We start from the raw sequence: 12,690 nt of genomic DNA on the forward strand, positions 1-12,690 counted from the left end.
ATGACTTTATTCTGAACTAAGCCACGTTTTCGTTTAGCTCTTACAGGCTACGTCCCCGTCCTCAAGGAGCGACCCGCATCAGCGGTGAGTGAGTAGGCAGGGTAGTTCACTATCTCTATCCGGTCGTTGAAGGGACCGTCAAAGAATGATTTGGAGCATCTGGCATACGGACAAGTGAGCGTATGGAAGCATACTCCATCATCAATATTATCCTTGAGTTGATATTATTCTACGCGTTCTGTTGAATTATCTGGAGAACAGACAGAGGATACACAAAGACAAATTATAGTAACCGGAAAAGTCTATACTCAATGATTTATGACTATATGTGATGTCAACCATTCAATTGAATAGTCTTTACTCAATCTTCACTGAGTTTATCAGTGTTGTCACGGAGCGACAGACCTACCGAAATCTCCTTTATCTCCTCATTACTAGCATCGTCGGTGGGATTTACTTTCTTGGGATATTCTTTGGCTTTACTGTTTCAGCTATTCTTGTGTTTGCACTGATCGGCATTCCGCTTTTTGCTGTGTTGATCATCGGTGCTCGTGGAGCAGCAGCGTTTGAGCAACGGTTGACAAACCGCCTCCTTGAGACAGAAATTCAATCACCAGATTCCGAGATCGATCCCCGAACAGAAGGCTTACGTCCTGCATTTCGTGAGCTATCTTGATACAGCGAGAGAACCCCGCCCTTCCCGTGAGCGACGAGTGTTGCGATGCTCAGTCGGAACCGAGGAGCGAACAGGGCAGGTGAATCGCGTACGCTCAGGGAAACTGCCAACACGTTCCTACTGACTGGATATTCAACATCTACTCATAATTAGTTACTACATTGTCATAGACTATGTATAGTGAATCTGGTCACGACACGTACTATTACAGCGACACTCACCAACGACCGTGAGGGTGTCGTGCGTGAGCTGGATTCACTCGGTCGTTCCGGCAGTAAAATCTGGAACGTTGCTCGGTGGACCATCAGCCGCATCTGGGATCACACGGGAGAAATCCCCGACGAAGGACCGCTCAAGTCCTACATGAAAACACAGGGCTACTGGAAAGACTTGAATGCCCAATCCAGTCAGGCAATCGTCGAAGAATTGTCTGGCGCTTTCCAGTCGTGGTTCCAACAGGACGATCCAGACGCGAATCCACCGGGCTACCGGAAACACGGTGATCAGCGACCACGTAGCACGATCACGTTCAAAGAAGACGGGTTCAAACTCGACACCAAACACCAGCAAGTCCGACTGTCGAAAGGCAAGAACCTGAAGGATGGATGGGCCGACTTCGTCCTCTGTGAATACGACACCGGCCCTGACGCAAGCTTGGCTGGTGTTGAAGATGTCCAGCAAGTCCGGGCAGTGTGGGCTGATGACCACTGGGAGTTGCACTTCGTGTGTAACGTTGCCATCAACGTCCCTGATCCCCCCGGCGAAAAGACGGCTGGTGTTGACCTCGGCATCTGTAATACAGCAGTAGTCTCAGTCGGTGACGAGACACTGCTGTATCCTGGTAACGCCCTGAAAGAAGACGTCCACTACTTCCGGCAGAAAGAGTACGACACTGAAGGTGAGAACGGTCCCTCACAGACCGCAGAGTGGGCACGAGCGAAAAAATCACGCCGCCAGACACATGTCCTGCACGCGGTATCGAAAGATATCGTCGACCAGTGTGCAGAGCGTGGTGTTGGCACGATCGCGGTCGGCCATCCAAAGAAGATCCGGGAGGATGAAGATTGGGGACGCCACGGTAACAAACGGCTGCACGACTGGGCGTTTGAGACGCTGATTGAGCAGGTCGAGTACAAAGCTGAAGAACGTGGAATCGACGTTGAACGAGTTGATGAGTCTGAGTTGGCAACGTCGATCAGCTGTTGTGAGTGTGGCACGAAAGCTGATTCACACCGAGTTGAGCGTGGGTTGTACGTCTGTTCGGCCTGTGGACTGGTCGCCAACAGTGATCTGAATGCGGCAGAGAACATGCGAGTGACGGTAACTCCGAATCCCTCACAGGATAGGAGTAACGGCTGTCTGGCCCAGCTATCGGTTCGCCTGTTCGATAAACAAACGGGGCGAGTAGCCCCACAAGAACAGGTGCGACCGTAACCCGGCAAATATCCCAACGCTGCGGTGCGGTTCGGGAAGCCTCGTCGTTCACGACGGGGAGGATGTCACAGATGGGCGTTCCACTTTTCCGCATAACCGGTTGAATCAATGAAGACTTTAAATTAGATGCATCCTATATATGTAGTTACAAACTAATGGAAGAGCTAGACGAAGTTCTGGATAAGTATGCAAATAGTCAGGACCTAATGGACCAGATTCGGTACGTTGCTGAAACACTAAGCCTCAATTTTGACAGATGGGAAGAACCGTATGTGAGTGGCCCTGGGCTGTATTTTCTGGTTATTGCTGAGACTGACTTTGAGTCATATACTGACGCACTTGGAGAGAATGTCTGGCCGGTTGACCGGTGTAAGGTCGTGTCTGATTCTGCCGAGAAATTTCGACAAGTTGCCAAAGATGTAGCATTCAGTAGAGATGGAGCGATCATCGTGACTGGAGACGGAACTATCCAGCGACAAATGGTCCGTGTCCGAAGTCCTAATGAAACCGAAGTTCCAGAGGTTGCTGATATTGACTACCCTGACTGGATGGGCACAAAGCATATGAGTGCACTAGAGACATCACTCCGCGATAATGTCTTGTGGGCAGTTACACTCAGTGAGGAGGATGGCCGTGTCACGAGCTATCTCAATGGTACGTATCAGGACTACCCCCGGGATGAGATCGGTGGCCGATGGCGACCACATGGATAGCCTATACTTTATGAGTTTAGTCACATAGCTGTACTTCAGTCTTCAGGAAGCAAACGACATCAGCTGTAAGTGAGCATGGTTGGTTGGCCATCTATTTATGCTAAATATATCACCGACTGACAGGCTCGTCAGACAATCCTGAAAGATAGCGAAGATGCTCTTCTTTGAGACGAGAGATTTCTTGGTTATCTTCACATACTCGCTGTATATTCTCAATTAACTGGTTTGATGCTAGTCTATCTGGAAGGGCCACGAATGTTGCTCCCATATCAAGTAATTCTTGGGCATTAACCGGATTATCTGCTTGTACGATAATATCCGTTTCTGCTGCATACTCGATAAGGGATCTAGAGAGCGGATCGTAATCAACTGTCGAGACAACGAGGTTTGCTTGTGATACGCGTGCTTTCTCCATTGGATATGATGCCATCGCGTCACCAAACACGTAGTTTTGACAGTCTGACTCGAGTGCTTTGCGTTGTACTGGATCATTTTCGACAACAACATATGGCTCATTTAGTGCTTCAAGTCGTCGTACAAGCTGCCGTGCCTTTTGACTGTATCCAATAATTACGGTATGATCCTCGAGTGTCTTATCGACAGAACTGTGTTCATCTACCTGTCGAGTTCGATGCTCATTTATTATATACGTGCTAATTATACTATATAGCGTCTCCTCGTAGCGACGAATGAGTGCAGTAGCTATCATCGTTATTGCTGCTGCCAAAATAATTGCATTGAATAAATCTTGAGCAATCGTCCCAAGCATCCATGCCTGAATGGCGATGATCAGTGCAAATTCGCTTGTTTGTGTTAGTGCTGAGCTTGCAAAGAATGATGTTCGTATGTCGTATCCCTCATATAGAAACGCAACAGTGTATATAGCGGGATTGACAAACAGGACAAGGGTAATCAAAACAGCAGTCAGCACAAGTGTTTCAATCGTCGGTAATTGCACCAGAGCACCGATTGTGACAAAGAAAACTGCAGCGAAGAAATCTTTAATTGAGTTGATTCCATTGCGAACTGTCAACGCTTCTTCACCTGTATCTCGAATTGCTAATCCGGCAGCAAAGGCTCCAACAACAATGGAAACATTCGTTATTTCAGCGGCGGCAATAAATGCAATCAGAATAGAAATACTTCCCATTAATACAAGCTCATCCGATCCACCAGCGATCCGAACAAGGATTGGAAATCCGTAGCGATAGAAGACTATACCGGCAAGTAGCAATAGAACGCCAACCCCAATATTTGACGCGATTAACTGTGGATCTGTAAGTGTTTCTGCCGAGAGAATCAACACTAAGCCAATTGCAATAATGTCATCGAAGAAGTGTATTGAAGAAGACAGTCGCCCGTAGACAAGATTATTCTGGATTTCATTCGCGAGTATGCCTGATCCTACAATCGTTGAGCTAAGGATCGCAGCGGCGGCGAAATAAATCGCATTTCGACTGGGGTGTTCAAAGCCAAAGGACAAACTCAATCCATATCCAATGCTTGCGGCAATTACGCTTACGACAAGGAGTTGCGTAACCGCTGGAATCTCTACATCTCGGAATACCAACTGAATATCGCTTAAATCAATGCGAATTCCAAATACGAATACTAAAAATGCAATTCCCCATTGTGCAAGATCGATTATGTCATCTGGAGAAATGACTACCCCTGCGATGACACCAGCTATGATATAAAATGGAATAATTGGATAGCTAAACTGGTTAGCCAGTAGGAGCAGTGCACCTGCAGCAACGAATACGACAGATAGCGTAATAATGACTTCAGTCATTGTTCACCCCCCGATGTTTGTATATCAATATCGACCTCAGCGGCTGGGTAATCTTCATCTGTGTGCGTATCAACTTGCTGTTCAATCCATCTAATCTCCGTCTGAATTTGCTCTCTAAGCTTTGTCCTGTCTGTAACGTACATTTCGAGATAATCACTCAACTGATCGGCTGTTAAATGAGATGTTATCACAACATATGCTGCCCCTGCTTCATACAGTCGATGGGCGTCTTCGGCGTTTTCAGCTTCTGTGAATACAATCGTCTCATCGCTTGTTTCTGAGAGAAGAATCTCATTTACTTCCCGTTCCACACTTGAACTCAGCACGAAGTTAGCATTTTTCAGATTTGCTGCCTTGCGGACTTCTTTATGTTTGAAATCACCAAATATATGTTCGTATTGGTCTTGTTTCTGCAATTCTGAGCTGTGTTCTGTGTCTCTATCAATGACAACAACTGTGTCAAATTCCTCGTTAAGCACTGGAAGAGCTCGTTTCGTAACCTCGTCATAGCCAATGGAAACCACATGGTCGCCGTATTCAGACAACTCTTTGTCAGTCCCATTGTCTGAGGCAATTCGCTGAAACCATGGCTCAACACGCTCGTAGATCGTATGATTGTGGAGAATGACATATGTCGACACTGTCATCGTTAGCAGGGCCATCAGTGTGAGGTATCCAAGTACATCGGCTCCAATGTACTCTTGTTGGAAAGCAAGTGCTCCAACGACAAGTGAGAACTCACTTACTTGAACCATGTTGATTGAGCCAAGAAAAGATGTTTCGACGCTAAATCCTTCTCGATCAATCAGATAGAACATAATCCAGAAGTTTCCAATCATGAGGACAACAGACGCGATTATCGCTTCCTGCCAGTATGCAAGCAAACTTCCAAGACTTTCGATTTGAAGGCCGATCGACGCAAAGAACACAAGAATGAAGAAATCTGTAATCGGAGTAATACGGTCCTGTAATTCCTTGCTATATGGAAGTTGTGCAAGGCTGATTCCGGCGAGGAATGCTCCCACCTCAACGGAGAGGTCAAACAGTTCAGCGATTGCGATAAACAAAAATACCCAAGCAACTGCAACGATGAGAAAGACATCCTTGTTGTCTGCGATCCGTTTGAACAATCTTGGCAAAAGGTAGCGAGATGAAGCAATTGAGAAAATCCCAATAAAACTCATCATAACAAAGATAACAGCAAGTGTACTCGCAATTTCGCTGAGGTTGCCGAGTTGATCAGCACCGAATAAGGCAAGAACAACAACAAGATAGATATCTTGTACAATAAGCACCCCGACATCAATCTTGCCAGGGAGCGATGAAATTTCATCTTTATCAGTAAGTACCTTCACAATTATCGGAGTTGCACCGAACACAGTTGCTAAAGCAATGACTAGAATCTCTTGTGTAGCAAATCCAAGCAAGACTGCGACCAAGAGTGCTAATGCGGTTTGTAATATCGTCTGTCCGATTGCAATATTAGTAATTGGCCTTAGAATCTCGCGGATATCTTCAAGCCGCATTTTAAGCCCAAGCAGAAAGAGGAGGAACCCAAGCCCAAGCTCGGCCATATCATCAATCAGGCCTTCATCAGTGACGATGTCTAATGCTACTGGACCAAGTAGCACGCCTGTAATGATGTACGCCACGATGGTGGGTTGTCCGAATTGTCGTGCGAGTAACCCAACAAGAGTAGCCACAACGATAACGATAGCAAAATCAGCGGCAAGCGTGAAATCACCTAATGTACCAATCTCCTGAGCCCCGTCGAGAGAATATCCTTGAAGCATGTACAAAAAGCATTAACTATTAGCCAGTGAGTTTATTTGCTGCTTTTCTGTGGTCTGAGGAACAGCAAGAACCGGTGCAGGCGACTGTTGAAGAACCTGTTTTGCTGTATTCCGATTCAAAAGCCGTTCAACACCTGTCTGACTTCCGGTGTGTACAACTACCAGATCAATTTGTTGTATCTCAATATATCGGACAATCTCTTTGACAGGATATCCAGTAGAGACTGATCCGGTAATATCGTCGAATCCCCGTTTATTTGCCTGCTGGTAAACCTCCTGCATTGCCTCACAGTCAATATCTTCAAGATCGGTATTGAACACGGGAGGTCTGTCAAGTTTCTTAGGAACTGTATTATTTACATATAGTGCATGAAGCGTCGCATCATAGTTATCAGCAAGATTGACAGCAAGTGCAGCAGCTTCCTTTACGTGTCCAGTCCCATCGGTTGGTATCAACACTCGTTCCATCACAGACTCAACTATATTTTAGGGAAGCACACGTGTCATTCTTTCATTCACTTTCATTCTGGGTAAACTAGAACCCGAAAATAGGTAAAAAAACAGGTCTCATTGGATCTATTTACGGATACTAGTATTCAAACTCTGATAATAGCTCTAAAATAATGAAATATATTAAATATTTTGAGTCAACCACTGTCTGATGTTCACTAAGTGTTAAAAATAGATAGCGAGATGGATTTCTGTCCCACTCTGGGTGGAACCATCAGTCGTCTGGTCGGAAGAACGTCACTCAGTACGCTCTTAATTTAGGGCTAAGAATGTCAAGTGAACTGGATACACCAGTCCATCCATTCTGTCTCAAATTTGATCTGACTGACAGGCCATATGACAACCGCACCCATCCGGATCGGAGCTATCGGTCGTATTGTAGTACGGAGTACGCGATACAGGCCAGCCCAAATCCAATTAGCGCTGACTCAACTGTATAGAGAGCGAGAAGTTGCCCGTCCTTTAGTGGACCGGTATCAATCATTCCTGGGGCATAGAAGGCCTCTACGATTGTGCTGACGGTAATAAGTGCAAAGCCAAGCGTCGTGTACCGGAGACTTTTATGTTCAAACCGCTGCTGCGCCTTGTAGCTAAGAATAGTGAGTGTACTTCCGACGACGAACACGAGTAGGTTCGCTAGTTGTCCACTCTGGCTTAAGAGACCAGTTGCTGACACATAGTGATCAGAATGACGCGACTGAATCAGTCGCCTGATTCAGCCGCTGTCCGGATTCCTGTGTGTGATGGAGTTCCCAAGACTCAAACGCATCCTCACAGATCCGGACGAATACATTTCGAACAGTCAGTTGAAGTCTCTTAGCATGGAGTTGCTTGAGCTGATACCGATGGACGGAATCGAGGCCGGAGCCCTCGATTCCGAGGAGATCATGGAAGTCGTCTTACGAGCTGCTGTTGACACAACCTCAGTCAACGGCGTCACGACACACACTGAGGACACGCCAAACCGCGAGACAGTGATGGACTGGTTGCACACCCTGGACAAAAAGCCGATGCTTGATGCGGTTAACGATATCCTCGCACTGGTGGCAATGACGGTTCTCGACCGCGACCGGTCGAGAACCATCTGTCTGGACTTCATGGACAATCCGTTCCACGGTCATCCAGACGACGAGGACGAGTTCAGGAGGATGCAAGCACGCGACGGAACGACGAAGTGTCACCGGTACTGTACTGCGTTCGTCATCGCGCAGGGAAAGCCACTGACACTAGCGGTCGAACCAGTCGACGGCGAGGACAGCAAGGCGGACGCGGTCGAGCGCGTGCTCGCCTGCGTCAAGAAATACCCATTCGAGATCGACCAGATTCTCATGGACAGGGACCCCTTTGTCGGGGAGTTAATCGGTGTGCTTCGGGAGACAGCACCGCCAGTCTTTCCGGTCATAACCCGGAAAGACTCGCTCCGAGAGAAACTCTCCAAGACCGCGTCACATATGACCGAAGAGACAATCTGTGAAGGGAAGGAGCACGAACAGACATATCCACTGGCGGTGAACGTCACCTATCAGAACGGTGACCGCGGGAAGTCTGGTGTGAAAACGACGGGATACGCGGCGTACGGTCTGGAAGACCGCACGCCCGCGCAAGTCGCTACAGTCTACGACAAGCGTTCACGGATCGAGAAGAGCTACGAGAAGTTCCGAGAAGCGCGTGCCCTGACAACAACGCCTTCGACGACAATTCGGCTCTTCTACGTGGGCGTGGGGTTTCTGTTGGAGCAGCTGTGGCTCGTGTTACAGTGGGCGGTGCTCGCCCGTCCACAGCGTGGCGGGCGAGCACTTCCCGAAACGTTCACGTTTGGCGATGCGTTTCTGCATGGGGTCGAACGGGTGTTAGATGATGAACTCGGCTGGAAGGAGAAGCATCAGACGAACGGAGAAGGACTCCCACCAGGATACGACCACGGACTCGGTTAATCCGCCTCGCTTCGCCTGAAGCGAGGCTGGCGAACAGCGACAGCTGTCTTCGGAGATCGGTCTGAGCGACGACTATAGTCGAAACCAACCAGATTTGTGACTGTTCCTCAACTCTTCGTGGTGTCAGAAGTGTACTTCGTCTCGTATCGGCGTCCTTACGGTGTCAGACCGGACTCTTGCTGCCACCGCGATCAAGAGAATGGACAACTAGCGAGGTTGCTGGCTACGAACATCCAAACTTCTACATCAATCATGCTTATTCCTCCGTTTGTGAGTCTGGCTCCGATTGGTCAGTTGAATCCGGATCTCTGCGCCCCTCCCCAAGATCACGGAACAACTTTCCAAACTTGTCCACAGTGTCTTTTTGCACACGGATATCCACGTTGTAACTACCATTCTCCACAACAATATTGATTTCCTTTAGATCAGTTGAATACTGCTTGTATTGGCCATCTTCTGGATCAACAACTTGCTGTTCAGAAAGAAGATCATAGTTCTGGAGCATCTCAAGACGACGATAAATCGTTGGAAGGGATGCATCACATACCTGTTCTAACTCTTGAGCGGACATAGGTCTTACACTTGCTGCCGCCAGAATCTCTCGACTTATCTCGCTTGAAAGGGCCTCAAAGATATCATCCGGATCACTTGTCATTATTGATCGTGGCCGTGTAGAGTTAACACCACAAACGAGTGTCGTCAGACTTGTTTACCTACCGGTATTTGCATAACCTACTGCTCGGATAACAACTAACTCCCTACTGAATACTAAATAACGGTGTTAGTACAGGATATGTCCACCAAAACAAGATCATCACTGGTTCCGACGACAGCATTATTGCTCGTCAACTTGATCCCTCTTGCTGGCATCTTGGTGCTTGATTGGAATCCCAGGCTTGTTTTAGCCCTGTACTGGTTCGAATTCGCTGTTGTCATCTTACTTAATGTGGCGGGCGTGCAGAAAGGTTAGCACATCTCTACTGCCTGATTAGAGATTTCGGCTCAAATCATTATTTCATCTATACCAGGCCGTATTTTGAGGATCTGGCGCAGATAGAGATCAGCCGGTTCAGCCCTGTGAACACTTCTGCACGCCCGCCTTAATGTGCCAAAAATTATGCTTGCCGAAGGGGATCGTACTGGGCGGTTACCAGACGATATCCAACTGTCTCCAGAAGGTCCATCAGTTCGGCTCGGGAAAGCGTGGCTTGCAGTCGCTTCACTTGTCATATATGGAATGTTTTTCCTTGTAATTACTCGAGGATCCCCAATTTGGGACACACTCACTGAAGTTATGAGTACAGATGCTGAGTTGCTCACAGTAGGTACTGTGGTTCTCGCTGTGGCAGCAATGGCTGGGTCTCATCTTTTTAAACTACAACATGATTTTATTGGTAATGAGGAATACACGAATGTTACACCAGAATTCCAAACAGCTCGATTAGTCGGACAACTGTGGCTTTTCCTTGCTGTGCTAGTTTTTGCAGGTGGAATACAGTGGCTTGAAACAAATCCTACTTTTCTTGCTGCCATTTTGATTTTGGTTAAAGGAACCGGCGACGTAGCTGCTTCCCAGCTGCTTGGTATTACTTCACCAACTGTGGCACCGTTCTCAAGAGAGACATCTCCGGAAGAATCGCCAGAGTGGACCGGAACCCCGAGCATACGGCCATTGCTTGTTGTCCATGGACTCATTTTCGCTGTTGCTGCACCAATAGCGACGCTACTGACAGTTGGGATTTATGGGGGTATTCTGCTTGATCTCCTCAAATGGCCATTCTATGCGACAGTGATGTTCGGTGGTTTTCTGGCTATCAGCACCGTCGGATTATGGCTCTTCGGACTGGCAGTTATATACTACCGCTATCGCTATCTTGAGTACCGTGTATATTCTCACGGCCTATGTATTTACAACACCCGTCATGAGACAATTGCTACGTACATCCCAGCACACAAAGTCAGTGAGTGTATGATTTATCGCGGAATCTTCGGCCGCATATTTGGAACGGGAGTAATACGAGTCCGGATGAATGACACTCAGCATGCCGGCAGGTGGACACTCCAATCGGACATTGTCCCCGGCCAGAGCGCCCGTGTAACCAGTGATGACGAGGAGATGATTCAGGACTTGCCCTCGATTTCTGATCCAGAATCGGTACGTAACCAGATCAGCTGGTGGCAGTAATAACTGAACCGTATATAATACACTCTACACACGGCCCCAGTGAACAAGTAGGAAGTAATTCTGGGGCTATATATGAAACGACTATTTCAAAGGTATAATTTGATTACTGATTGTATTATGTACTATACTCACTGACAATCAGCAATTTCTGTACCAAGTGGCGGGTTCGGTATCTTGAGCTTGTGCTGTTGTTTCTGTCTTTGGATGCTATTCGCAACTAGTGGAATGTTTGAACTTGGAATTTATATTACTGCGTTGCTCGGCTTTGTAGCTCTTGCTCACGCCGAACTTAACGTGTATCTGGTTCTGTGGAGGGAAGGTGGGATAGATCCCAACAGCTCATGATGGCACATGATGGGCACGCTGGGAATTACGGAGATTATTAGCCTCCTTACAATCACTATATTATATATCATTGATCAGACAAACCTTGTCATGACCAGGATTGATGCTGGCAGGAGAGTAATATTTACTTCCATCGTCCGAATGCTTGTAGTGGTCCCTTGCTCCGTAGTGACTTGCTTTCGATCCGCTACTGAACCGGCATTTGGCGACGGACCCCAATTAGTATGGAAAGATATAACGTAGCGGTCGGTCGAAAGTCTCCGAGGTGTTCGGGTTATTATCCCAGCGTTTGGGATTCCTCCGCCTTCAGGCGGGGGAGGATGCCAATGGAAAGTCAACGTCTACTCGAACCGTATCATACGGCAGATATGACGTCATCATATCATCAGTCTCGGTCACCTCAATAACTCCGTGGCTTGAGAGTAATTTAACATCATTGCAAACGGTCTCTGTTCCTCGATCAACTACCCTTGAGAGCGTCTTGATATCAACAGGTTGCGCTGATTCAACCAATACGTTGAGAATCTCCATTCGCTGTGGTGTAACCACTTTTTGAAACGCATCTGGCGTATTAAGCACAATGGTCTTATCTGGATTTACTGCCCGTTCTCTGCTAGGTAGTGTTGTTTCCTGATCTATATTGTCCGTGGGTATAACCCATAATTGCAAGACTCGCTGGTCTTGGTCCTTCGCGTTATGTTCTTTGTCGTTATCATTGCTGCTCATACACTCTGTCAAACTCCCGTTAATTGATAGTCAGCGTAGGCACTCTGCTGTTTTACCGACTGCTGCTGCCTATCCCCGCATGTCTTGTGTTGTGTATCGTCTATCGAACCAGTTAGTCATTTTGTCCAGACCAACTAGTTCAATAATTTATATTCAAACATAATAATAATTCCCCACATGTGTAATATATATTACTAAACCGCTTGGCTTTTTCAGAACAGGAGAAAGACACGGTCTCTAGCCAGATTATCGATAGTACTGCTCTACTACGGTTGTGCCAATTTAACATTTACAGGCTACGTTCTCGTCTTCTAGGACTGACCGGTGTTGACTACCTCGGTATCAAGTAGTTCGAGAGGTGAAGCGTCTTGTCATCACGGAAATTTTCGATTTCTGTACGACCCCGAAGCTTGTTAGTGGACCCCTGTTCTCCCCGAGCGTAGTTCGGTAGGCCTGGTCTGACCAGTCACACTCAACGCCCCTACCTTGCGGGTTGATTGACTGACACCCCGTAACTCACAACGCTTTGGGCTGTGAGTCACTGTGCTTTCGTGTGGATTCAAACTAAGTAAATGGTTATGG

Annotated in this window: 12 protein-coding genes; 6 read left to right on the forward strand and 6 right to left on the reverse strand. The window is 47.3% G+C overall.

Going from position 1 to position 12,690, the window contains the following annotated elements:
* Positions 1-331 precede the first annotated feature (331 nt).
* From K0C01_RS10305 to K0C01_RS10315, 3 genes are all read left to right on the forward strand, one after another.
* Positions 332-676: a sensor domain-containing protein gene (locus K0C01_RS10305; protein WP_255568281.1), complete on the forward strand. Its 345-nt coding sequence runs from the start codon at positions 332-334 to the stop codon at positions 674-676.
* Positions 677-856: 180 nt separating this feature from the next.
* A complete protein-coding gene (locus K0C01_RS10310; protein WP_397541133.1) occupies positions 857-2,110 on the forward strand; it encodes an RNA-guided endonuclease InsQ/TnpB family protein in 1,254 nt (417 codons plus the stop codon).
* Between the two features lie 155 nt (positions 2,111-2,265).
* Positions 2,266-2,823 carry a diadenylate cyclase gene (locus tag K0C01_RS10315; protein WP_221169620.1) on the forward strand — a complete coding sequence of 186 codons (558 nt, stop codon included), beginning with the start codon at positions 2,266-2,268 and terminating at the stop codon, positions 2,821-2,823.
* Positions 2,824-2,932: 109 nt separating this feature from the next.
* Here K0C01_RS10315 and K0C01_RS10320 read toward each other — a convergent pair whose 3' ends face one another.
* The 4 genes from K0C01_RS10320 to K0C01_RS10335 form a co-directional block, all read right to left on the reverse strand.
* Positions 2,933-4,615 (reverse strand): cation:proton antiporter domain-containing protein, encoded by a 1,683-nt coding sequence (locus K0C01_RS10320; RefSeq protein WP_221169621.1) that lies wholly within the window; start codon positions 4,613-4,615, stop codon positions 2,933-2,935.
* The gene (locus K0C01_RS10325; RefSeq protein WP_221169622.1) at positions 4,612-6,408 is read right to left on the reverse strand and encodes a cation:proton antiporter; all 1,797 of its coding nucleotides are present in this window, start codon (positions 6,406-6,408) and stop codon (positions 4,612-4,614) included. The genes K0C01_RS10320 and K0C01_RS10325 overlap by 4 nt, the downstream gene beginning before the upstream one ends.
* A 12-nt stretch (positions 6,409-6,420) precedes the next feature.
* Positions 6,421-6,876: a universal stress protein gene (locus K0C01_RS10330; RefSeq protein ID WP_221169623.1), complete on the reverse strand. Its 456-nt coding sequence runs from the start codon at positions 6,874-6,876 to the stop codon at positions 6,421-6,423.
* Positions 6,877-7,282: 406 nt separating this feature from the next.
* Positions 7,283-7,594 carry a DUF7521 family protein gene (locus K0C01_RS10335; RefSeq protein WP_221169624.1) on the reverse strand — a complete coding sequence of 104 codons (312 nt, stop codon included), beginning with the start codon at positions 7,592-7,594 and terminating at the stop codon, positions 7,283-7,285.
* Positions 7,595-7,661: 67 nt separating this feature from the next.
* Here K0C01_RS10335 and K0C01_RS10340 point away from each other — a divergent pair, with 67 nt between their 5' ends.
* Positions 7,662-8,852 (forward strand): ISH3 family transposase, encoded by a 1,191-nt coding sequence (locus K0C01_RS10340; protein ID WP_397541158.1) that lies wholly within the window; start codon positions 7,662-7,664, stop codon positions 8,850-8,852.
* A 256-nt stretch (positions 8,853-9,108) separates the two neighbouring features.
* On the opposite strand, the gene K0C01_RS10345 is transcribed toward K0C01_RS10340, so the two are convergent.
* Positions 9,109-9,507, reverse strand: coding sequence for a winged helix-turn-helix domain-containing protein (locus K0C01_RS10345; protein ID WP_221169625.1), 399 nt, complete (start codon positions 9,505-9,507; stop codon positions 9,109-9,111).
* A 138-nt stretch (positions 9,508-9,645) separates the two neighbouring features.
* Here K0C01_RS10345 and K0C01_RS10350 point away from each other — a divergent pair, with 138 nt between their 5' ends.
* Together K0C01_RS10350 and K0C01_RS10355 are read left to right on the forward strand one after the other, a co-directional pair.
* Positions 9,646-9,822, forward strand: coding sequence for a DUF6498-containing protein (locus tag K0C01_RS10350; RefSeq protein WP_221169626.1), 177 nt, complete (start codon positions 9,646-9,648; stop codon positions 9,820-9,822).
* Positions 9,823-9,957: 135 nt separating this feature from the next.
* Positions 9,958-11,037 (forward strand): DUF6498-containing protein, encoded by a 1,080-nt coding sequence (locus K0C01_RS10355; RefSeq protein WP_255568284.1) that lies wholly within the window; start codon positions 9,958-9,960, stop codon positions 11,035-11,037.
* Positions 11,038-11,688: 651 nt separating this feature from the next.
* Here K0C01_RS10355 and K0C01_RS10360 read toward each other — a convergent pair.
* Positions 11,689-12,108 (reverse strand): HVO_A0114 family putative DNA-binding protein, encoded by a 420-nt coding sequence (locus K0C01_RS10360; protein WP_221169628.1) that lies wholly within the window; start codon positions 12,106-12,108, stop codon positions 11,689-11,691.
* Between the last annotated feature and the right edge of the window lie 582 nt (positions 12,109-12,690).

The organism is Salinarchaeum sp. IM2453 (assembly GCF_019693215.1).
Classification (GTDB): domain Archaea; phylum Halobacteriota; class Halobacteria; order Halobacteriales; family Salinarchaeaceae; genus IM2453.

Bases quoted from the DNA above. Each gene is read 5' to 3' on its own strand.
- K0C01_RS10305 (WP_255568281.1), top strand. From the start codon at position 332: ATGTCAACCATTCAATTGAATAGTCTTTACTCAATCTTCACTGAGTTT.
- K0C01_RS10315 (WP_221169620.1), top strand. From the start codon at position 2,266: ATGGAAGAGCTAGACGAAGTTCTGGATAAGTATGCAAATAGTCAGGAC.
- K0C01_RS10320 (WP_221169621.1), bottom strand. From the start codon at position 4,615: ATGACTGAAGTCATTATTACGCTATCTGTCGTATTCGTTGCTGCAGGT.
- K0C01_RS10325 (WP_221169622.1), bottom strand. From the start codon at position 6,408: ATGCTTCAAGGATATTCTCTCGACGGGGCTCAGGAGATTGGTACATTA.
- K0C01_RS10330 (WP_221169623.1), bottom strand. From the start codon at position 6,876: ATGGAACGAGTGTTGATACCAACCGATGGGACTGGACACGTAAAGGAA.
- K0C01_RS10340 (WP_397541158.1), top strand. From the start codon at position 7,662: ATGGAGTTCCCAAGACTCAAACGCATCCTCACAGATCCGGACGAATAC.
- K0C01_RS10345 (WP_221169625.1), bottom strand. From the start codon at position 9,507: ATGACAAGTGATCCGGATGATATCTTTGAGGCCCTTTCAAGCGAGATA.
- K0C01_RS10350 (WP_221169626.1), top strand. From the start codon at position 9,646: ATGTCCACCAAAACAAGATCATCACTGGTTCCGACGACAGCATTATTG.
- K0C01_RS10360 (WP_221169628.1), bottom strand. From the start codon at position 12,108: ATGAGCAGCAATGATAACGACAAAGAACATAACGCGAAGGACCAAGAC.